This window comes from Catalinimonas locisalis (genome assembly GCF_038039535.1).
Classification (GTDB): Bacteria; Bacteroidota; Bacteroidia; order Cytophagales; family Cyclobacteriaceae; genus Catalinimonas.
The window spans coordinates 15,909-39,264 of the sequence record NZ_JBBPHP010000042.1 but is presented as its reverse complement, the minus strand read 5'-3'; the positions used below and the strand labels follow the sequence as shown (position 1 = coordinate 39,264).

Here is a 23,356-nt window from a genome sequence, read left to right as displayed (position 1 = left end):
ACACAACCTAAAACTAGCTATGAGACAACAACATTTTCTGATTTGGATTTCACTTCTCCTGGTCTTTTTTACTGCCTGTGAGCAGAATGGTAATGAGCGAATCTCAGAAAATGAAGATCGTATACTGGTGAATACTGAAAACTATCAGTTGGCTATTCAGAAGGAAGGCTTTCGCTATGAAATCAGAAATGCCAGAGGAGAGGTTTTAGCTGCCGCCCATCCGGTTTCTGGTTTGCAAATTTCTAGTGATAGTCTGCAAAGTGGAAATGTAATAAGTACTCAACTGAGTCAAGAGAGTGGAGACCAACTCACTTTCACCGTTGAGACAGAAAACGGACTGACCGCCGATGTAGATCTTAGTTTGGCTCCCAATCATTTTAAGCTGGGTGTATCACCCCAGCAGCAGGGTACTTATACCATTGTAGCGCGTACCCAAGGCATAACACCTGCCTACGGCCTGGCTGATCATGCTGCTCATGGTAATGGTCAGTGGGATAAGGATGTAAGGGCCTCTACCGACCTTACCGGCTTTGAGATGAACCCGCTGCACGGCCATCGTATGGTCAGCAATTTTGCTATTTTTCCCAAACACGAGTTGGCGCAGGTCAACATAGAGCCAGGCGATAAGCTGGTGAGATTTACCAAAGAAGAAAATGCGCAGGGCTCTATCGGCGTAGCCGAGATGCCTGCTTTTTACTACTTTATAGGTTCGCCCAAAGAGATTTATCATGATTTTCTGCAAGTCCGCAATGCCGAAGGATACACAGTCTACAAACCCAAATACGAATGGTTTGGGGTGGGCTGGGAGGCTTTTGGCGCTCTGGCCTGGAATACCAACCATGAAACCGTCACCAAAAATGTAAACCAGTATCTTGAGTTAGGTTACCCCCTCCGCTGGATGGTGGTAGGTTCCGGCTTCTGGCCCAGCAGCAGCGGAGAGTTTGACGAACATGGTACGCCCTACGGTTCTGACTCGGAGTCGGAAGAGGCAAAAGTACTACAGGCGACCACCAGCTTTGGCATGTGGGACCCGCAACTTTATCCCAATCCCAAGGAAATGATTGACTACTTCCATGATCAGGGGCTGATCTTTACCATTGGTTTGAGGATAGGCTTTATTCCCGGAGGTCCATTTACCGAGCAAGGTCTGGAAAATGATTATTTTATTCAAGATGATGCTGGCAATCCCGAATTATTCAAAGCCGGTTTTCCTGAGCCGGAAATTTACCTGATAGATGGACAAAATCCCGAGGCGGTAGACTGGTATGTTGAGCTCTGCCAGAAGTGGATGGATTATGGCGTAGATGGTTTCAAAGAAGATTTGTTTGGTTATCCACAATCTCTGCCAGATGATCTGATTGATCCGATCAATCGGGCCTTGATGGATAAAGGCGTGTACATTATGGGCAGAAACAATTACCTGGGTTCTGCTGCCGATATTCACCGTTACAACGATTTTAATTATAACCAGCCGCAGGACCGCGGTCCACTGAATGGTCTGGCTTATGCCTATGCCGGTTTTCCTTATGTGTATCCTGATATTATCGGGGGAACTGGTCTGGCTACCGGAAGATTTGGCGATGAACCTCAGGAAAAGCTACGTGTTTATCTGATGCGATACGCCCAGTATGCAGCCGTAAATCCTTCCATGTCCTATGGCTATGGTCCCTGGCAGTTTGATGAGAGAACCAATACGGTAGCACTGGAAGCAGCTCAGTTGCATGAACGTCTGCTTCCTTATATCTATGATGCCGCTTTGGATGCTTTTGAAACCGGCTATCCCTATCCCATGACACCCATGCCTATTGCTTTCCCCGAGGATGATCAGGTGTACCATCTGGCAGATACCAGCCGCCGGAGCTATCAGTGGATGATAGGAGAATCACTGCTGGCTACGCCTCTCTTCGGGGATGATTATGCGACTGCCAAAGGAAGAGATGTGTATTTGCCTGAAGGAAAATGGATGGATTACGACAGTGGAGAAACCTATGAAGGTCCTACTACACTGGATGATTTTCCTCTGCCCATTGGTAAAACACCTTTGTTCGTTGGCGGCAAAGGTATCGTGATAGAATTGAAAGATGATGCGCTGAAAGCCAGAATCTATCCCATTGCTCAGGAAACGGAGATGACATTTACCGATAAGGATGGAAACACCCAAAGTACGATCAGCATCGCCAATCCTGATTGGGAAAATGCAAAAATCATTAATACCGCAAGTGGGGAAGAAGTGGCTTTTGAGGAAGTGAACCATGCTATGGAGTTTGCCTTAAATCCGGGCGAATCTTATCGGGTAGAATAAAAATTATGCTGACTTATGAATAAATACTTTAGAATAATAATTTCCACTGCATTGACCTTCCTGCTAATTAACGGTAGTGGAGTGCTGGTCGCTGTCGCGCAATCCGTTGATGAGTATCAATATGCGCTTGATGGTGAATGGTCGTTTAAAACCGATTTGTACAATCAGGGAGACAAAGATGGCTGGTTCCAAAGTAATGTTGATTTGGCAGGCTGGGACGAGATGGAAGTACCGGGAAACTGGGATTTGAAAAACGAATATGCTGATTATGTAGGCAAAGCCTGGTATACACGTGATTTTGAGGTACAGGAGCATTGGCGTGAAAAGAATGTACGCATTTACTTTGAGTCGGTCTACAATGACGTACAGGTCTGGATCAATGGAGAAAAAGTAGGGGAACATCATGTGGGCTTTTTACCTTTCTGGTTTGATATCAATGAGTACCTGAAGTACGGTGAAGAAAACCGAATCACATTGCAGGTGGACAATACCTTTAAACGCGGAGCCATCTGGAACTGGGGAGGTATCAGAAGACCAGTCTGGCTGGAAGTCACCGAGCCGGTAAGGCTGGAATATCAGCATATCACCGCTATTCCTGATCTGGAGCAAGGCACTGCTGAAGTGAGCATCAAAGCAAAAATATCTAATCTGAGTGAAGAAGCACAAACCGTAAACCTGATGGCAAGTGTGCTGAAAGATGGACAGCAAATTTGGAAGGGAGAGTCAAAAGCAGTGAGCCTGGATGCAAATAGTGAAGAAGAAGTAAACCTGAGTTTTAACATCAGTGAAAAACAACTTCAGCTATGGCATTTCAACCATCCTGAGCTGTACGACTGCCAGCTCATTTTGCAACAGGATAATCAAAGTATTCACCAACTTGCTGATCGTTTTGGGGTAAGAAAAATAGAGGTAAAAGGAGAGCAGTTACTCCTGAATGGAGAAGTGATTCGTACCGTTGGCTTTAACCTTGTTCCCGAAGACCGTACCACCGGCAATACATTGCCCCTCTGGCGCATCAAGCAGGATGTGGATATGATGAAATCCCTGGGGGCTAATATGGCACGACTGAGTCATCTACCTTTACCCAAAGATTTTCTGGACTATCTGGACGAAAAGGGTATCATGACTTTTGAGGAAGTCTCCCTCTGGGGTAAAGATGAAATGGTAGATCCTGAGCACCCTTTGCCCAAATACTGGCTGGAAAAGATGGTGCAAGTTAAATATAATCATCCTTCGGTGATAGGATGGAGTATAGGGAATGAAATTGGCTTTGTTGACCGAAACCCCAAAGTGATGGATTATGTCAAAGGGGCCATTGAACATGCCAAAGCACTGGATTCAACGCGTTTAGCTATCTATGTTTCTCATTCGGCTTCTGTTCAGGAAATAGATCCGGTTCAGTATTCAGACATGATCATGTTCAATAGTTATGGAGATTGGGGCGCAAGGGCAGAGCAAGTCAATCAACTGCATCCCGGAAAACCCATTTTTATGGCGGAGTATGGACATAATCTGAATGATGAAGACCTGAACGAAGCCCGAGTTAATGCTGCTAAAATGCTCAATGAGTTCAGAGGCAAGGAATATATGGCGGGTGTTTCACTTTGGACCTTCAATGATTATCGCAGCTTCTGGAAAGCCAATGAAAGCTGGACAACGCCACCTTCACAAAACCGAACCTGGGGTGTGGTAGATGTTTTCCGCCAGAAAAAACGACCATTTTATACTTTCAAAAGAGAGTACGCGCCGGTAAGGGACATGAGCGTGAAAGTAAATGGGAAGATGGCTTCTGTTTCCATTGAACCTCGTAATAGATTGGACATACCTGCTTATACTTTAAGAGACTACACGCTAGTGTGGAAGCTGGTGCAAAAGTCGGGTGATGTATTGGAAGGAGGAATGATCAGTTTACCTGAGATCATGCCGGGCGATCCAGTTTTGCATAAAGATTTATCGTGGAAAGAAAATGAGCAGGAAGCCCTTGGATTACAGCTAGCACTGTTGGACCCTCAATCTTATTCCGTACTGGATACTACTATTTACTTTTCAGCTCCTGAAGCACCGGAAATTCGTATCGTGCACACCGCTGCCGATCAGGCAAGAGTGGTATTCCATACCGTAGAGGGAGCCAGTGGGTACAAAGTACTTTACGGTAAAAACGGACTGAATCAGGAATCACCGCTCACCATCAATGATTATGTAAATATCAATAAGCTGGATAAACTGGCCCGCTATCAATTTGCCGTAGTGGCTGTCAATAATGCAGGAGAAAGTAAGCCTTCTGGCAGCGTGGAAGTCCAATTGGATGAAGATGAGTTGCCGCCAATTATTCGGGCTACTATCCCTTTTGAGGGTCACTTTTTTATTGGCTATTCGGTTGACCGGCTGGACTATATGTATGAAATTGAATACGGTACTGAGCCGGGGAAATATAGCCAGCGCATCGGCTTACGCAATGTAGGCGTATGTAAGATTCCGGATCTGACACCGGGAGAGACGTATTACTACCGCATGGGCAGCCGTAAGCAGTGGGGCTTTGCCAGTGAGTGGACCCATGAGGTGGCGGTAAAACTAAAAGAGGGCAAAGAAAAAGAAAATGTGGCGCTTAAAGGTGTAATCAGGGAAGCCGATCAGGCCATACTTGTATTTGAACCAGAAGAAAGAGCCATTGGATATCAGTTGAGCTACCGGGAAAAAAACAAGCAGGATTGGTCAACAAAAGCCTTGAATGCTTCTCAAATACATCATATCCTTATCAATAATCTGAAGAAGAACAAAGCATACGATTTCAGACTGGAAGCCCTGTTTGAACAGCAAGCTTCAGGTCAGAATACTGATACGTTTGGAAAATGATGAATGTAAAAGACATATTGCCCATTGTCACCTTGCTCACTCTGATTTTATCCTTTGCAGGAAAGGAGCCAGTACGCCGAGAGAAGGCATTTGATGCTTATTCACAGGATTCTATTCGTATGGAGGTAGAACTGGTGTATAATGAGGGTGATCTGCCTGATCATTATTTTAGTCATGTGCGTACACCGGTCTGTGAAGATGGACTTTGTGACCTGCTGGTTATTGATCTGTATTGGGACCTATTAGGCAATTTTCAGAAATACGAAACGGTCAGCGGCCGGCCACTGACCAAATTTGACCATGAACCTTTTTCCGAAGAAGATCATGAAAAGCTGCAGAAAATTTTAACAGATAGCCGCTCGCTCCTGGGTGAAAATGAGTTATCAGATCTCATAGATGAGAATACCAAGGTAGTGTCGGAAGAAGTGGACGCGGTGACTGGCGCGACCAAAAAAACAGTGGAAAAAGCAGTGGTAAGCGGAGCGGTGTACAGTACTTATGTGCTCTGGCATATTGTCCATGGGGAAATCGCTGAAAAAATTCCCGAACATACCCAAAGTCTCTGGAACAAAGATTTGCTCAAGCATTTTCTGGACTCAGATAATTATCCCTATCAGTATTATGCGCTGGACCAGCTTACTGCCGAACAGTATGAAGAATACATGCCTGAAATTTTGCGCATGATTGACGGTGAAAGGGTTTTTGTAAACCTATACGTTTTAAATCATCTGCCGGAACAACTCCTGGAAAACAAACCATGGCAACTGGCCCTGGCGAAACGTTTTCCGAATCTGAGTTACCGCATCCAGAACAAGCTTCTGGAAAGGTTAATTCAAGTAGAACTAAGGGGTGAAAGTATGGAAATACTGGCAGATGCGATGAGCAGCATGAACGGAAACCAACTGGAAACTGTATTAGGAATTTTTCAAAAGAACAAAGTCTCCCTGACCGATAAAACCATACGCAAACTGACTGCCCTGCTGGAACAGGATAACCTCTATGCGGATAAAGTATATCAGGCACTCAAAGCCATGCAACTGAAAGACAAAGAGGTCAGACAGGCCATGCAGCATTATGAAAAGAATTGATGAACACAATACAACAAACCTATGAAAAGACTGCCATTGATATTGCTCATTATTTTATGCACGAACCTGATATGGGTTCAGGAGCTCAGTGCTCAGAAGTCTGTAGATAAATCTGCGGTATTTATAGAAACCGAATCTTTTAGTGAGAAAGGAGGGTGGAAAATTGACCAGCAGGCTTTTGATGTGATGGGATCTTCTTACCTGCTCGCGCATGGCATGGGAAGGCCGGTTCCGGATGCCTCAACAGAAGTCAGCTTTCCTGAAAAAGGCACCTACCACATATGGGTAAGGACCAAAGACTGGGCGCCCTATCCCAAAGGCCCTGGTAAATTCAGAATTTTAATCAATGAGCAGCCTCTGGAACAGGAATTTGGTTCCACTGGCCTGGAAGGCTGGCAGTGGTATTATGGCGGCACTACCGATATTCCGAACAGTGAGGTAAAACTTACGCTAAAAGACATGACCGGCTTTGATGGCAGGTGCGACGCCCTGCTTTTTACCAAAGACAAAAACTTCACACCACCTCAGGGAAATGATGAATTGCTGGCTTTCAGGAAGCAAATGTTAGGGCTTACTGACAAGCCTCTGGATGGAGGGCATTATGATCTCGTTGTAGTAGGAGGCGGTATGGCTGGCACCTGTGCGGCCATCTCCGGTGCCAGAATGGGTCTGAAAGTGGCATTGATACAGAATCGTCCGGTACTGGGAGGTAACAACAGTTCAGAAATAAGGGTACACCTCAGAGGAGATGTAGATAAAAACTATTACTCAAAACTGGGTAGAATCGTTCGGGAACTGGATAATGGTGATCCCGGTAATGGTCATCCCGAAGGTGATCGCTACGGGGACGACAGAAAGTTATCCATCGTAAATGCAGAAGAGAAAATATCACTCTTTCTCAATACGCATGTTGATCAGGTAGAAACCAAAGACAACAAAATCATCGCAGTAATTGGTAGAAACATTGAAACCAATCAGGAGTACCGTTTTAGTGGAGCACTGTTTTCAGACTGTACCGGCGATGGCACAGTAGGCTTTCTGGCAGGTGCAGATTACAGGGTAGGGCGTGAGAGCCAGGAAGAAACCGGAGAATCTTTAGCTCCGGAAAATCCCGATGACTTTACTTTGGGTACTTCCAATCTCTGGGCATCGGTAGAAACGGATTCCGTCACCACATTTCCGGAAACTCCCTGGGCCATGCAGTTCTCCGACGAGTACCACATTGATGAGCATAAAGCGGACTGGCAGTGGGAAACCGGCTTCGGAAACTTCAATACCATTACTGAGGCGGAACAGATCAGAGATCATAACCTGAGAGCGATTTATGGCAACTGGTCGTATCTTAAAAATGAGAAGAAGGAAAAATATGCCAACTACGAACTGGCCTGGGTGGCCTATATCGGAGGAAAGAGAGAGTCCAGAAGGTTACTGGGAGATCATATCCTCACCCAGATGGACATTCAGGAAGGCAAGATGTATCCTGATGCCACAGTTACCGCCACCTGGACCATTGACCTGCATTTTCCTGACCAGGAGAACTCACAGTACTTTCCCGGAGAGGAGTTTTTCGCAGCTACAAAACACATCAAAGTTAAACCCTACACCATTCCTTACCGCTGTCTGTACTCTCGTAATATTGAGAACCTTTTTATGGCCGGTCGGGACATCAGCACTACCCATGTAGCTTTTGGCAGTACCAGGGTCATGCGCACCTGCGGCATGATGGGCGAAGCGGTAGGCTATGCGGCTTATGTAGCCAGAAAGCATAATACCGACCCCAGAGGAGTCTATCAGAAGCACCTGGACGAATTTATAGGCATACTTGAAAACCCATCAATGGACCTACAGTCACAACCTATTAACCAGGAACTGAAAAGAGAGAATAAAGAAGGACAATAAGCTCCTTCTTTATTTTCATATTTTGGAAAATATGAAGAAAACAGAGCGCTGCCTGGAAACTTTTTTCCATTTGATTTAAGGGCGCCTGCGCTTAGTAAAATTTGATTTTGTTTACCTCATAGCTCGTGAGAATTTCTCAAGTGCGCTCGAAGAACACCAAGAATGTGCAATTTAGAGGGGGTATACCTCTCCCTTACTGGAGAATATCTGGAAATTAACAGCGAGCATTACTTTTTTTACGAACTACTGCGATATAAGAAAAAGATAGAGCGAACAGACTTCAACAGATACAGAAAGCGGCCCTTATTCCATATTGAAAGTGTAAGACAGGCCTTATCAGTAATGCTCAACATGCAGGGTAGTGCCTATTTGGTCATAAGCTACATGCCGTATGCTTGCAGATCGGTATCTTTTTTAGCCTGGATATCATCCCTACATTAGTGTATGGTATCAGCCACCGGATAGAAATAAGATATATGAATGATTGCACCATCCTGGGTGATTAGGTCTATCAGTCAGCGCAATGGTAGCTCAATATTTTCAATATTTGCAATTTTAAGTTGCAGAACAATGAGAGCTCACCAAAAAGAATACTGACAACGGCCCAATACTTTGAAGTGTGTAAAGCAGTTTGGTGCTGGTTTCCCCATTTATGCGACAAGTTTACCAAGACCTTTATTAGGTTCAAAACCAGGATATTATCCAAAGTTACCACATTAATTCTGATGTAATACTTGAGTTAATGATTGTGATTTTATTGCATTGAATGGAAAGTTTGCCCTGTATTATCGGTGAACTATTAGCCCTCCAAGTCCCTGAAGATGCTGAAAACAAAGCAAGTCTCGTAAAATAGATTCAAAAACTCTAAATTACTTTTCTTACAAAACCTTCGGAGTTCACATCAGTTGATTTAAAAAAATAATTATGCTTGCTACTGATTCTGCCCTTGAAAATCCCAATCTCATCGCTTTTATTCCTTTTTTGTACCTTGCCTGGGCCGATGCCGACCTGACAGAGCAGGAAATCAATGACCTCAGAGAAGCTATTATGGCATTTAGCTGGCTTACCGACTCCGAACGTGAATACCTGTATGCCCACCTGAATCCGGAACAAGCTCCTTCACCACATACCTTAAAGGGATGGCAGCGGATCATCAGGCAACATGCCGACCAACTGTCGGATGATTTAAAGAGTACCCTGGCCACGACCGGCCTGAAGCTGGCCGATGTACATACCCAGAACGTCTCACCATCTGGAGCGATTAAAGATGCATTGGAACGGGTTGAATCTCAACTGGGGGTACTGTCCCGCGAGTCGCCCTATCACATACAACGCAAGGCGCATCCAACCCAAACCAATGAATTAAACACTACCAAAAGCTTTGATCCTCAAATCATCAGGGATGCTTTAGAGGGTGATGAGCAAGCCACCATTGAGCAGGTCAAAGCACTATTGGTTAAGGAAGAGTTTGATTTTGTTTCTCCCTACATAAGCGTTGAACAGTATCGCGAGCAAGTGTTGAAGTGGTGCAAAATTCTGGCGGATCAGGGTCTGGGCAATACGGCTTATCCTACGGAGTACGGTGGAGAGGATGATATTAAAAAGTATTTTACCGTGATGGAAACCCTTTCTTATCACGACCTGAGCATGGTGATCAAATTTGGGGTTCAGTTTGGCTTATGGGGTATGAGTGTGCTGTACCTGGGTACGAAGAAACACCATGACCAATACCTGCGGCCCATTGGTAAGTTGGAATTGCCTGGCTGCTTCGCCATGACGGAAACCGGACATGGTTCTAATGTGAAAGGACTGGAAACTACGGCCACCTACGATCACCAGGAAGGTATGATTACCATCCACAGCCCAAATGAACAGGCCGGTAAGGAGTATATTGGCAATGCCGCCGTCCATGGGCAGATGGCTACTGTATTTGCAAAGTTGGTGATTGAGGGGGTAGATTATGGCGTCAATGCTTTTATCGTACCTCTGCGAAATCAGCAGGGCGAACTGCTACCGGGTATCCGGATTGAGGACAATGGCCATAAAATGGGACTAAATGGAGTGGATAACGGTCGTATCTGGTTTGACAAGGTCAAAATAGATAGAGATGCCATGCTGGACCGATACGCATCCATAGATGATGAAGGTAAATTTAACAGTCAGATCAGTAGCGACAACCGCCGGTTCTTTGTCATGCTGAGCACGCTGGTAGGAGGTAGGGTTGGGATTGCCCGCTCTGCCTTGAGTGCTGCTAAGACGGGGCTGACCATTGCTATCAGATATGCTGAAAAAAGGAAGCAATTTGGGCCTGAAAATGGACAGGAAGTGCCTATACTTAACTACCGCACCCATCAGCGCAGACTCCTTCCCCTGCTTGCCAGCACCTATGCCTGCCACTTTGCCCTGCGCTACCTGACCCAGCGTTTCCTTTCCCGGACGAAAGAAGACATAAAGGAAGTAGAGGCACTTGCTGCAGGGCTCAAAGCCTGGTCTACCTGGAACACAACTCGTACCTTACAGGAGTGCCGGGAAGCGCTTGGAGGCAAAGGTTATCTTTCAGAGAACAGGATTGATCGCTTAAAAAACGATACGGATATCTACACCACATTTGAGGGAGATAATACAGTGCTGATGCAGTTGGTAGCCAAAAGCCGCTTGGCAGAGTTCAGAAAAGAATTTGCCGACATTAATTTTTTTGGGATGGTCAACTACATTGCTGATAAAGCACGGATCAATATAGCAGAAAAAAACCCGCTCGCCGTTCGCGAAACAAGTAGTGAGCATTTATTAGACCATAACTTTCATTTGAAGGCTTTTCGGTACCGCGAGATGCGTATACTGAAAAGCGCAGCCACACGCTTCAAACATTATATTGATAAGGGAATGGACTCCTTTGACGCCTTTAATCAAACCCAGTACCATATGCTCAAGGTAGGCTTCGCTTATATTGAGCGGGTGATTTTGGAGCAGTTTGTGGAACGAATACAGCAGGTAGAAGACAAAAATAGCAGAGAAACATTAACAAAGGTCTGTCAGCTTTTTGCTTTAACTCAGATAGAGCAGCACAAAGGCTGGTATCTGGAAAATGGCTATATGGAGGGTGTCAAAACGAAAGCCATCAGAAAAGAGGTCAATCAGCTATGTTGGGAGCTGAGAAAGGAAGCATCTGGACTGGTAGAGGCCTTTGGCATTCCTGAAAAATTATTACCAGCACTTATAAAAGATGACTGAACAATTGCGAATGCAATACACATCGCCCTACAATACTGTGACTGATCCAAACTCCTTAACCTATAAGCGATGATTACGCCTTGGATCATTTCCATTTAAGCGCCCCAGCAAAATTAATATGATATTTTATCCGCTGTTTTGTAGTACTTCAATTAAGCTCAATAAAATAATTTTGGTAAACTATAAGCCTGATATTTTGGCAAGAATACCGTCTTTACTTTAAAAGCACTGCCAATTTGCTTGCTGAAAGGCAAAGCTATAGACTATTGAACTTGTACTAATTTTTACTAAAAGGATATAGTATAGTTAAAATCCAGGTCAGTAGTTTACCTCATGTTAGTTTGGGTTTTGTAGCATGCAAGGGGGAAGTTAATTCTCCCAGGTTTCGCATCATTCTGATATGAGAGCCCAGCGCCTCCCCAAAAGTAAGTTTTTCATGGTAAGGTAAATCAAACTCCTTTGCTGTCTGCTCTACAATGGGTGAAATCTGTTCGTAATGAATATGACAGATGTTCGGGAACAGATGATGCTCAATCTGAAAATTGAGTCCACCTACATACCAGTTGAGTAGTCGGTTTTTTCGGGCAAAGTTGGCTGTAGTTTCCAGTTGGTGGACAGCCCATGCATTCTCAATATTACCTTCATCATTTGGCAACGGTTGTTCAACCTCTTCTACTATGTGGGCCATCTGAAAGATCATGGTAAGAATGTATCCCGCCGTAAGGTGCATAGCCACCACACCAATCAGCACTTGCCACCAGGCTAAAGCGGTGATCAGCATAGGAAGGGCCACAGTGAAAAATACGTACAAAATTTTAGTTGCAATCAGTTTGGTCAACTCAAGGCTCATCCGGGTTTTCTGACGTTTAACCATCCCGCTACGGTGATAACCAATCAGTTTAACAAAATCGCTGATGATGAAAAACAGCGTATTGAAACCGTAAAGAAAGAATACATAAATATGCTGATACCGATGAATCCACTGTAGTGGAGCATGCTTGCTCAGGCGGATTATCAGCTTATTTCGTATATCATCATCCAGACCATGAATGTTGGTATAAGTGTGATGCAGAACGTTGTGCTGTATCTTCCACACCACGGGATTCGCTCCAATAAAATATGTAAGATAACCTACCCAACGGTTGACAGTCGCGTTGCGAGAATATGAACCATGCAATGCATCATGCATGACTGACATTCCAATTCCGGCTTTTCCTACTCCCATCAGAATGGCAAAAGGTAGCAGCCACCAGGCATTCACTGATAAAGTAAGGATAGCAGCATAGGAACCCAGATATAATATTGTTAAGGCAATGGTTTTTTCTGCCATTTTACGATTGCCGTAGGGCGATATGCCTTGTTCTTTGAAATAATGATTTACACGCTTGCGTAAAGTAGGAAAAAATGCTGAGCGATTAGCATCAACAAAACGAGTTTGATTAGTCATAGATAAATGTTAAACAAAATTATACGCGCGGTCAAGTAATATAGGCCGCACAAGAGGGGGGAAACGCCGTCCGGCAGGGCAAAAATCCTGAGTAGCTTTGTATAGTATAACGATAATGATACCCCTTTATTACATAATGTCCGTGGGGATTGTTCAAATTAGGGGAAAGATAATATAAATTTTCGTTTATTCTGTGCTTGAAACTTTTCCCTGACGAACAGTGATACAGAACGTGTTGGAAGTATGTGGCTTCTTTCTGCCTCAATAACATGTATGTTGCACGCTGCTATACTCAGATCAGGTAGAGGTTTATATTGCTTTAAAAAGGCTTTCCAGGCTCTTTACCAATTGTGGCGAACCGCTTCTATCTTTAGCCCATTTACGATAGTGATGATAAATTGCCCCGTACTTCATTTTCCAAAGGATAACTTTGCTATAGTAGCCTCCTTAGCCTGACTCGGATATGGAACAAAGTGCCGAGTTAACATACCTTATTTTATCTAGACAATCCTTTTCCACATTTTTGTAAAGAATTCTGTATAGAAAACGAGGTTGATAGTGCAAGACTGTGCATTAATGAGACTGGTTATTATCCCACTGAGATAAATGGCGAACTCATCGTGAAAAATGTGCTGGATACGGCCTGGACGGATTTTTTCAAAAAGACATACTTCTCTGAATACGATGTTACTGAATAGCCCAACTTGCCTGGGTGTGTCCCTGGGCAACGGCTTTTACAATTCCTTACCCCTTAGGAAATGGAGTTGAAGGAAACTGTGAAAAAACATGGTTGAAATAGGTAAGCCTGCCTTTATAGCCAAACTCTTCATCCACTATGCCGATGGCTCTTCTGATGAGGTTATTGCTGATGCCTCTTGGAAGAATACGTATGGTCATATCCTCAAAAATAGTTTACACTTGATTGAAGGGCTGGAAACCCCTAGCTTCAGATGGGAGTGAGGTGAATATACTTTTGCTATATTGCCAGTGAGTGGACAAACCAATTGAACTAAAAAACAGCAGCTCAATGATCAGAAAACTACTATACATCACGCTCTCAATTTTTGCCTTTGCCGCATGCTCAGAAACGGAAGAACAAGGCAAGCCTCAGCGGCCTAATATTCTCTTCATCATGTCCGACGATCATGCTTACCAGGCGATCAGTGCTTATTCTGATAAACTGATACAGACACCTAATATTGACCGAATCGCTCAGGAGGGTATGCTGTTTACCAATGCTTCGGTAACCAACTCTATCTGTGCTCCCTCCCGGGCTACTATCCTGACCGGTAAGCATACCCATATCAATGGTAAAATTGATAACGTTATGCCCTTTGATACCACACAAACCACCTTCCCTCAGCTGTTTCAGCAGGCTGGTTACGAAACCGCCATGTATGGCAAGCTGCACTTCGGTAATAACCCCAAAGGTGTAGATGATTTTATGATTTTGCCAGGGCAGGGCAATTATATCAATCCCAGATTTATCACTCCCAAAGGCGATACTACCATCACCGGATACGTCACTGACATCATCACCGACCTGACCATTGACTGGCTGGATAACAAAAGGGATAAAGAAAAGCCTTTTCTGATGATGTATCTGCATAAAGCGCCCCATCGCGCCTGGTGGCCCAGTCCCGAAAAATTTAAGGAGTTTTCTGCCAAAACTTTTCCTGAACCTGAAACCCTATTTGACGACTACAGCAACCGGGGGACTGCGGCCAAAGAAGCTGAAATGACCATTTCTGATGAAATGCTGCTGAGCTACGATAACAAGGTGCTTCCCCGAGCTGTATCAGCAGCGGTGGAAAACGATGATCCACGCAATGTACAATACTTTGAAGGCAATGAGTATCCGCGTATCAACGAAGCGCAAAGCCTTTTGTATCAGCCTATTCTGGATTCTATCGCTGATTATTTTGAAGCCAACTGGCCTAATATGACGGATAAAGAAAAAACGAGCTGGAAGTACCAGCGTTACATGCAGGATTACCTGGGCAGTATTGCTTCGGTAGACGATAATGTAGGTCGTGTACTGGATTACCTGGATGAAAGTGGGCTGGCTGAGAATACCATCGTCGTTTATACTTCCGATCAGGGCTTTTACCTGGGCGAACATGGTTGGTTTGACAAAAGATTTATCTACGACGAATCTTTTAAAACCCCTCTCTTAATACGCTGGCCCAACGAAATTGACGCTGGTACTACCAACGATGAGATGGTGCAGAACCTGGATTTTGCACAGACATTTTTAGAAGCGGCTCAAATCGCTGCTCCAGAAGATATGCAGGGAGAAAGCCTGATGGCTTTGCTGAAAGGTGATACCGCAAGCTGGAACCGAGATGCAGTCTACTATCACTACTATGAGTATCCCGGGGCACATATGGTGAAACGGCATTACGGCATCGTGACCAAAGATTATAAGCTGGCGCACTTTTACCACGATGTTGATGAGTGGGAGCTTTACGACCGTAAAAATGATCCGCAGGAGATGAGAAATGTCTACAATAACCCGGCATACGCTGAAGTACTGGCCCGACTGCATGAAGAGCTTAATGAGCTGAGAGTCAAGTACAAGGATTCAGAAGAACTGGACGAAAGATACATAGAGCTGTATAATAAGTAATTTAATTATGACTACCGTCTCCTGGGTTGCCCTGGTAATGTTGTTTATACTTTCTGTGTATGGTTCTGTATAGCGACACTATAAAACACAAGGAATTTTCAGAGAACCTTAGTACATGGAAGACAAGCATCTAGTTACAGAATATACTTTACCTAAAGCTAAAAGCTGGTCTACCAGTTATGTCTGTACTGGTAAAACTCGGACACCAGTATTTTTCTACATGCTCAATGACCAATTCGGTACCTTTAACATGACTTACCCGAGGCTCCATCTCAGGATTGTACATAGTATCTGTCATATCACGCATCAGCACCACGTTTTTCCCTTGTTGCACCATTTGACGAATGCCGAAGGGACGACCTAGCACACACATATTCAGATGTACTCCCAGCAGTACTACATTTTCAATCTTATGCTGTGCCAGAAGGTTAAACGTTTCCTGACCGTTGTCGGTAATGGCATCCTCAGGAGCCATTTCAATGGTGGGTGTTTGTTGGGTCCAGGCATCGCGAATTTCACATTTTACAGCACAATCGCACCCCATATCAGTATCATCTATGGGCAAAGGTTGCTCTCTGGATTCATCTGGCCAACACCAGGCAGTACCCCATCGTTGAGAAGTAGATAATGGCTTAGGTGTACTTACAAATGGCGCCTGTTTTGCTTTTTTGCGTTGCGGAGTGTCCTCATAAAAAGACGTTACACTGCTGGGAGCATGAATGATCAAAGATCCCTTGTTACGTACCTCCTTGATGATTTCATTCATTGGCCCCGCTAATTCTCCCACTCTTTGAGTGGCTGATTTACACCAATGCTCATCCCACATATCACAGATGATAAAGGCGGTTTTGCTTGGCTCCCAAATGACTTCTTTCTCCTCAACCTTATAGGAACCATCCTCAGCTTCGGTTCGCGAACGCAAATTCAAGTGATATTTTTCTTCTTCCTTTTCAATCCATCCGGAGTGAGTCATTTCTAATGCAGTTAATATGAATACCGTTAAATTCAGGGCGAGTGGTAGCATACTCATATTCATCTTATTGAATTATGTTTAGTAGGAGTGACCTTTATCAAAAGATATTAACATCTTTAGGCAAATCCTTATAAATACTTAAAAATTAAAGACTCCTTTTCTTAATAGCTAATTATATTGATGCCTTCACGCACTATGAATCCTGTATGTAATTTGGGCTTAAGGTCGCTAATTATTGCAGAGGAATTATTTAAAAAAACAGTAGGAGGAAAAGATGGGAGTAGCCTTTTTTAGAAGGAAAGAAATGGCTATTCATACTGGAGCAATGTTTTTGGCGGAGCCGAATAAAAGTTTACTTTAGAGGCTGAAATACAACCATGATGAACAAAACACAACTTCACTAACCATTTATCTCCACTCTGTAAACATGAAAAAGAAAATTCTGACCTTGCCATTGTTACTGTTGATGATGTTTGCCTGTACTACAGAAAAAAAAGTGGATCAATCGGAAAACACCGCTGATACCACCCCCGAAGCTGATGACTGGATTTACCTATTTGATGGCAGCACTACCGAAGGCTGGCGTGGTTACAATGCTGATGTACTTCCCCCCGGCTGGATTATCAGAAATGAGGAGCTTACTTTTGATCCTGAGTTAGCCTTAGAGCAAGACTATGAAGGAGGAAAAGATATCATCTATGGTGCAGAGGAGTTTGAAAACTTTGAACTTTATCTGGAGTGGAAAATTCCTGCGGGAGGCAATAGCGGTATTTTTTATCACCTGAAAGAAGGCTACGACAGTCCACCCCAGGTAGCCCCTGAATACCAGCTTATTGACGATGAAAATTATGCAAAACTCCACGACCTGACTGATTATAATTTGAGTCTAGGCTATACCGAAAAGCCTGAAGAACTGAAACCCCTGCAACGTACTGGCTCAGATTACGCCATGCATCCCGCCGATACTGTTAATAAGATATTACACCCCACCGGCGAGTGGAATACTACCAGGATTATTTTTACCCCTGAGAAAGTAGAACACTGGCTCAATGGCAAAAAACTGCTGTCTTTTGTTCCCTGGGACGAAGCCTGGGAGAAGAAAAAAAATTCAGACAAATGGAAGAACAGCCCCGATTATGGAAAATTTAAAACCGGATATATCGGGCTGCAGGACCACTCCAGCCCCATCTGGTTCAGAAATATTAAAATCAAAAAACTTTAACTGCTAGCTTTCAAGATGAATAAAAGAGAATTTCTAAAAAGTGCTTCCACCTTATCTTCCATTGCTTTTATACCTTCAGGAGCCTGGGCTTTTGTGAAGGAAAAACGCCTACGTACCGCCCATATCGGAGTGGGCAATATGGGTGCTGCCGACCTGAAAGCTATTTCTTCCCACGATCTGGTAGATGTGGTGGCCCTCTGCGATGTGGATGTTAACAATCTGACAGCTGCTCACCAAGAACACCCACAGGCCAAGACCTACTCCGACTACCGAGTCCTGTTTGAAGAAATGGGTAAAAAGATAGATGCAGTGATTGTATCAACGCCTGACCATACGCATGCTCCCGCCTCTATGATGGCCATGCAAATGGATAAGCCAGTATACTGTCAAAAGCCTCTGACCCATCATGTAAGTGAAGCAAGAGCGATGAAGGAACTAGCAGCAGATAAGAAGCTGGTAACCCAGATGGGTATTCAGGTACACTCCTTTTACGATTATAAGTTGGCCACTAAGATGATACAGTCAGGCATTGTAGGGAAGGTGCATACGGTGCGCGCCTGGTCCCCCAAAAACTGGGGATATGACGGTCCACTTCCTCAGGGGAAAGACCCTGTACCTGAACATTTAGACTGGAACTTATGGTTGGGAACCTCGGCAGAAAGACCCTATAAAGAAGGCGTTTATCACCCCGGAAACTGGCGCAAGCTGGTAGATTATGGTTGCGGTACTTTGGGAGATATGGGCGTTCATATTTTTGATACACCTTACAATGCATTGGCGCTTGATGTGCCCAATACGATCACTACTAACTGTAGGAAACCAAATGGCTTTGGCTATCCCGAAAAAAACATGGTTACCTACGAGTTTCCAGGTACAGCATATACTGCCGATACGCTAAAATGGGTTTGGTATGATGGTGCCGGTGCTGATCAGCAGCGTGAAGACCTTATGCTACCCGGGGGTGAGGCATTACATAACCAGGGAGCTATGTTTATAGGAGAGAAAGGAAGATTGTATCTGCCCCATTTTCAGATGCTTCCCCGGCTCATTGTGGATGGAGAATATCAGGAAGTGGATGTATCCAAGTATGACATGGGAGAACCGGTACGTGATTATGAAAGTGAAGGTAAAAAGCACTACCATCAGTTTGTGGATGCCTGTCTGGGCAAAGCAGAAACGAGTGCTCCGTTTTCTTATGCCGCCAAATTAACCGAAACCATTCTTTTAGGTGTTATTGCCGGTCGTTTTCCCGATCAGACATTGCACTGGGATGCAAAGTCAGCTAAGTTCGCTGAAGAAAAGGCCAACAAATACTTGGAGGGAGATTACCGTTCGTTTTAACGTTTGCCGGTTCGTCTAAAGGGTATCTGCGACGGCCATAAATCTTGGCCGCCGCAGTATAGTGAAAGTATAAAGCAAAGTGTCATCTCAAAATTAGTGATACATGTGATGACTTTTCTAAGTCTCCTTTTTTAGATAGTGCTATCATATTTTGAACTATCAAGGTCAATAATTACCATTTGTTTCAACAAATTAAATTTGCATCAAAGTATTACCTCAAACCGAATCATAAAACTTAATTCATGGTCAACAGAATCCGGCATTCAACCTTCTAAAACCTAAAACTCAGCGGGCAGAATACTACTAACAAATTATTTGTCAACTTTTCAATCCCACTGGATACGTTTCAGAACCAATAAAAATGTGACAACTACTGTCTGGCTGGTGTATGAATGAATAGCATGGATTAAAGACAGAGACTAAAAGATTATTAGTGCTACTCATTAAGAATTAGCAATAGCTAAACACAAAAATTAGTGACTTATATCGTTAAATTGAGGATGGGCCAGGATGGCAAATTTATATTTATCGCCCCGGTAGTAAGAGCGTTCAATCTCAATAGTTTGCCCTGCTTCATTGAGGACAGCACTGTCAAGGAGGAATACCGGTATAGGCGCAGAAATCTCAAAGTTATTTGCCTTATCGCTCGGCTTAAGGATATCTGCGCTCAATGTCTGGTTAACACCTGTAATCTTTTGCTGATACTTATTTTCATAAATGCTGAAGTAGGAAACCTCAGTAGGCATGAGGTTGATTTTAGGGCATAATTCCAAAGAAATGTATTTGACCTCATCCTTCATGATAGTTTCATCAGCGTAGCGGAGCTGGTGAATTTTTACCACCGGTCCTTCAATGATATAGTGCTTTCCTCCGATTTCCGAGGAGATGCCATCAGGTAAAATGACTTTCTCCAGGATTATATGTTTAGGAGTGAAGCCTTCCGCTTTCAGCTTTTCATCAAAACCAATGCGCGTATCAGTGATAGAACCCAACGTACGTAACAGATGATGGTCAGGCGTACGGTTCAACACAAAAGTACCTTTTCCTTTGATTCTTCTTCCCCAACCTTTGAGTTCAATTTCCAGCAGACTTTTTCTTGCGGTGGTATTACTGACCTGATATGTTTTGATCAGTTCATTCTCAGAAGGAATTTTATCACCTGGCTGTAATTCACCTGACTTGATTCTTTCAATGATCTCTTCACTGATGGTAATAAACTTTGGCTTCATCCTAAAAATTGATTGGCACGAGTATAAGCTAGAATTTTTAAAGATGAGAATATATCTAGCAAAATAAGTTATAACGCACTAAGTTAAGGAGATCGTACGCATAGAGTTCATTTAAATAAAAGCAATAATAAAAATAAATTCATTAAAAATTAATAATATTAACAGATATTCACATTAAATATTAATAATAAAACAATATTTGAATCATATTGCTTGCTTTCCTGATAGCTTTAATTATATATTGAAAAGTCTAACTTAGTGCGTTAAGATGATATGAAAAAAACTCGTTTACGTTGGCTGGTAGTAAGCCTGGTGTTTATAGCTACAGGTTTAAGTTTCCTGGATCGACAAGTGCTCTCCATTGCTATCATCAAGATTCAGGAAGAGTTCAATATCACCGATGTACAGTATGGTGTGGTCAATACCAGCTTTTTGATCAGCTACGCCATCATGTTTACTCTGGGAGGACGGCTGATTGATGTGGTTGGGGCAAGAATAGGTCTGGGAGCCTCCGTAGCTTTATGGTCAGTCGCCAATACTTTGCATGGCTTCATGACAGGTTTTTACCAACTGGTGGCTTTCCGTTTTTTACTGGGGATGGGAGAAGGAGGCTGTTTCCCGGGAGCAGCCCGTACCGTGTACGAATGGTTTGGTGAGAAGGAAAGAGCGCTAGCCAATGGGATTGCCATCGGTGGAGCAGCCATAGGTGCGGTAATCGCCCCTCCGCTCACCATCTGGGTGGCTAATTATTTTGGTTGGAGAGGCGGCTTTGTCATTCCCGGACTGGTAGGTTTATTATGGGTAATAGTATGGCTAATGGTTCCCTGGAAGAAACGTATAGCTGCTAAGACTGTTCCTGAACCGACGATTGAACCCCAAAAAGAGCAAGTTCTTCCATTTAAAACCATTCTTAAAAACAAAGAAGCCTGGATATTTATTCTGATTCGCTTTATGCTGGACCCGGTCTTCTACTTCTTTATGTTCTGGATACCTAAATATCTGAATGAACAAAGAGGGCTTTCTTTTGATAGTGTAGGTAATATTTTCTGGATTCCCTTTCTGGCACTGGGTATCTCCAATGTGATAGGTGGCTGGTTTTCGGATAAATTGGTAGAAAGAAAGATGTCAGTCAATAAGGCAAGAAAAGTAGTCATGGGCGTTGCTGCCCTGCTGACCATCGTGGCTCCCTTCGTAGAATGGGTCAGCACGGTAGAAGTAGCCATTGCCCTGATGGCACTGATCATGTTTGCCCACGGCTTCTGGATCACCAATTACATTACAGCAATCTCTGATATTTTCGGTAAGCAGGCTACTTCTACTGTGGTAGGACTGTCAGGTACTGCCGGGGCAATTTCGGGCTTGCTGCTCAATCCTTTGATTGGACTAATCATTCAAAATTACTCATATCAGCCATTATGGATTGCCTCAGGCTTAATGTATCCTCTGGCATTCATCATTTTTATTCTATTTGTCCGTCAGATCAGGCCGATACATACACCCCTGATTGTGCATTCATCTTGAAGGAACAATAGCGAAAAGTTAAAGACAGATAATTGGTTTAGAGAGATAAAAATTTGCTTCTAAACCTTAGTGCGTAAAGCAATAAAATTCATGTACAAATTTTAATATTCATGAAAAAAGAATTTGAAAATCAGGAGCAGTACGGAATTGTAAGACGAAAATCCACCGCCCCCAAAATCGGTGTCTTTGGCGTAGGTTATCATAAATACTGGGAACAGTTTGACGGATTGCTGGAAGACCTGCTGAAGAAGCAGACTGTCTTTATTGAAATGCTTACAAAATATGAGGTAGAAGTTACTGACTTTGGGATGGTAGATAAAGCTGCTGATGCCTATGAGATGGTAGAGAAGCTGAAGGCGGCTAATCTGGATCTGATTTTTTGTGATATGCTTACCTATGCTACTTCCAGCACCTTTGGCGTGATCATCAAAAGTCTGGATATGCCTATTGTGCTGGTAGCACTGCAACCCCACAAAGCCCTTGATTATGAAAAAGCTTCTACCTATCTGCAATTGTACAATGATGATATCTGTTCCCTGCCGGAATTTGCTGGTGTGGCAGTAAGGATGGGTAAAAAAGTACCTGATATGATCATTGGAACGCTACACGATGATCCACAGGTAGAAATAGAAATTGAGGAGTACTGTAAAATTGCTACTGTACTACATGATCTCAAAAACTCTCGCATCGGCCATATTGGTCACCCCATAGAAGCCATGCTGGACATGCACTTTGACGCTACCATGTTTACTGCTCATTTTGGCCTGCATATAGTGCAGTGTGAGGAGAACGAGATTGTCAGCCAGTACAATAATGTGAGTGAAGAAGAGATCAGCAACGCCAGTAAGCGAATACTACATTTTTTTGACACGCCTGACCCGGTATCTGATCCTATTTCAGAAAAACTAAAAGATGAAGATTTGGAAGTAGCCGCCCGGGTAAGTGTGGCGCTGGAAAAATTTAAGGAGACAAAGAAACTGGATGGTCTGGCCTATTACTATGAGGGAGAAGCAAACAGCCTTACCCAATTGGTAATGTCTAACCTCATTGTCGGTAATTCACTGCTTACCGCCTCCGGTTTCCCGATGTGCGGAGAGTCTGATATGAAGACTTGCATTGCCATGCTGATCATGGATCGTCTGGATATTGGTGGAAGTTTTGCGGAGTTCCATCCGGTAGACTTCAACGAAGGCTTTGTGCTGGTGGGTCATGACGGACCGCATAATATCGCCATTGCTGAAGGCAGGCCGGTATTGCGTAGCCTGAAGAAGTATCACGGAAAACCCGGCTTTGGTGCAGGAGTGGAATTTAAAATCAAAGAAGGGCCGATTACCATGCTCAGTATCAGCTCGGATTATGAGGGCAAATTCAAGTTTGTCATTGCAGAAGGAGAATCCGTCAAAGGGCCTATTCCGCCTACCGGCAATACCAACACCCGGGGATTTTTTAAGCCAGATGTAAGAACCTTTTTGCAACGCTGGATTAAAGCTGGTCCTACGCATCACTTCGCCTTAGGCATAGGGCATCATGCCCGCACCATACAGAAAATTGCTGATTATCTGAATATAGAATCAGTCATCATTGAGTAATACACTGATGTGCATTTAATAACTTGTCCTGT

The 23,356-nt window shown here is 43.7% G+C and carries 16 protein-coding genes; 13 read left to right on the top strand and 3 right to left on the bottom strand.

The window, feature by feature from the left end:
- The first annotated feature begins 19 nt into the window (after positions 1 to 19).
- The 6 genes from WJR50_RS28445 to WJR50_RS28420 all read left to right on the top strand — a co-directional run bounded on the left by WJR50_RS28445 (position 20) and on the right by WJR50_RS28420 (position 11,373).
- Positions 20 to 2,302 carry a TIM-barrel domain-containing protein gene (locus tag WJR50_RS28445; protein ID WP_341296718.1) on the top strand — a complete coding sequence of 761 codons (2,283 nt, stop codon included), beginning with the start codon at positions 20 to 22 and terminating at the stop codon, positions 2,300 to 2,302.
- Between the two features lie 15 nt (positions 2,303 to 2,317).
- Entirely contained in the window at positions 2,318 to 5,155 is a 2,838-nt protein-coding gene (locus WJR50_RS28440; RefSeq protein WP_341296717.1) for a glycoside hydrolase family 2 TIM barrel-domain containing protein, read from the top strand.
- Positions 5,152 to 6,243 (top strand): hypothetical protein, encoded by a 1,092-nt coding sequence (locus WJR50_RS28435; protein WP_341296716.1) that lies wholly within the window; start codon positions 5,152 to 5,154, stop codon positions 6,241 to 6,243. Before WJR50_RS28440 ends, WJR50_RS28435 begins: the two co-directional genes overlap by 4 nt.
- A 21-nt stretch (positions 6,244 to 6,264) precedes the next feature.
- Positions 6,265 to 8,142: an FAD-dependent oxidoreductase gene (locus WJR50_RS28430; protein ID WP_341296715.1), complete on the top strand. Its 1,878-nt coding sequence runs from the start codon at positions 6,265 to 6,267 to the stop codon at positions 8,140 to 8,142.
- 162 nt (positions 8,143 to 8,304) lie between these two features.
- A complete protein-coding gene (locus WJR50_RS28425; protein ID WP_341296714.1) occupies positions 8,305 to 8,583 on the top strand; it encodes a hypothetical protein in 279 nt (92 codons plus the stop codon).
- 483 nt (positions 8,584 to 9,066) lie between these two features.
- A complete protein-coding gene (locus WJR50_RS28420) occupies positions 9,067 to 11,373 on the top strand; it encodes an acyl-CoA dehydrogenase family protein (protein ID WP_341296713.1) in 2,307 nt (768 codons plus the stop codon).
- A 331-nt stretch (positions 11,374 to 11,704) separates the two neighbouring features.
- Here WJR50_RS28420 and WJR50_RS28415 read toward each other — a convergent pair whose 3' ends face one another.
- Positions 11,705 to 12,820, bottom strand: a complete 1,116-nt coding sequence (locus WJR50_RS28415) for a fatty acid desaturase family protein (RefSeq protein ID WP_341296712.1) — start codon at positions 12,818 to 12,820, stop codon at positions 11,705 to 11,707.
- 539 nt (positions 12,821 to 13,359) lie between these two features.
- Here WJR50_RS28415 and WJR50_RS34290 point away from each other — a divergent pair.
- The 3 genes from WJR50_RS34290 to WJR50_RS28405 all read left to right on the top strand — a co-directional run bounded on the left by WJR50_RS34290 (position 13,360) and on the right by WJR50_RS28405 (position 15,449).
- Entirely contained in the window at positions 13,360 to 13,518 is a 159-nt protein-coding gene (locus WJR50_RS34290) for an alpha-L-rhamnosidase N-terminal domain-containing protein (protein WP_445223499.1), read from the top strand.
- Between the two features lie 130 nt (positions 13,519 to 13,648).
- Positions 13,649 to 13,780, top strand: coding sequence for a hypothetical protein (locus WJR50_RS34285; protein WP_445223498.1), 132 nt, complete (start codon positions 13,649 to 13,651; stop codon positions 13,778 to 13,780).
- A gap of 67 nt (positions 13,781 to 13,847) precedes the next feature.
- Positions 13,848 to 15,449 (top strand): sulfatase family protein, encoded by a 1,602-nt coding sequence (locus WJR50_RS28405; RefSeq protein WP_341296710.1) that lies wholly within the window; start codon positions 13,848 to 13,850, stop codon positions 15,447 to 15,449.
- Positions 15,450 to 15,597: 148 nt separating this feature from the next.
- On the opposite strand, the gene WJR50_RS28400 is transcribed toward WJR50_RS28405, so the two are convergent.
- Complete coding sequence (locus tag WJR50_RS28400) at positions 15,598 to 16,485, bottom strand: protein-signal peptide and transmembrane prediction (RefSeq protein ID WP_341296709.1); 888 nt, start codon at positions 16,483 to 16,485, stop codon at positions 15,598 to 15,600.
- Positions 16,486 to 16,849: 364 nt separating this feature from the next.
- Between WJR50_RS28400 and WJR50_RS28395 the strand changes: the two genes are divergently transcribed.
- A complete protein-coding gene (locus tag WJR50_RS28395) occupies positions 16,850 to 17,644 on the top strand; it encodes a 3-keto-disaccharide hydrolase (protein WP_341296708.1) in 795 nt (264 codons plus the stop codon).
- Between the two features lie 15 nt (positions 17,645 to 17,659).
- Entirely contained in the window at positions 17,660 to 18,985 is a 1,326-nt protein-coding gene (locus WJR50_RS28390; RefSeq protein ID WP_341296707.1) for a Gfo/Idh/MocA family protein, read from the top strand.
- 473 nt (positions 18,986 to 19,458) lie between these two features.
- On the opposite strand, the gene WJR50_RS28385 is transcribed toward WJR50_RS28390, so the two are convergent.
- Positions 19,459 to 20,214 carry a GntR family transcriptional regulator gene (locus WJR50_RS28385; protein ID WP_341296706.1) on the bottom strand — a complete coding sequence of 252 codons (756 nt, stop codon included), beginning with the start codon at positions 20,212 to 20,214 and terminating at the stop codon, positions 19,459 to 19,461.
- A 273-nt stretch (positions 20,215 to 20,487) separates the two neighbouring features.
- On the opposite strand from WJR50_RS28385, the gene WJR50_RS28380 reads away from it, so the two are divergent.
- Both WJR50_RS28380 and WJR50_RS28375 read left to right on the top strand, forming a co-directional pair.
- Positions 20,488 to 21,735 carry an MFS transporter gene (locus tag WJR50_RS28380; protein ID WP_341296705.1) on the top strand — a complete coding sequence of 416 codons (1,248 nt, stop codon included), beginning with the start codon at positions 20,488 to 20,490 and terminating at the stop codon, positions 21,733 to 21,735.
- Between the two features lie 110 nt (positions 21,736 to 21,845).
- Entirely contained in the window at positions 21,846 to 23,324 is a 1,479-nt protein-coding gene (locus WJR50_RS28375) for an L-arabinose isomerase family protein (RefSeq protein ID WP_341296704.1), read from the top strand.
- Positions 23,325 to 23,356: the final 32 nt, after the last annotated feature.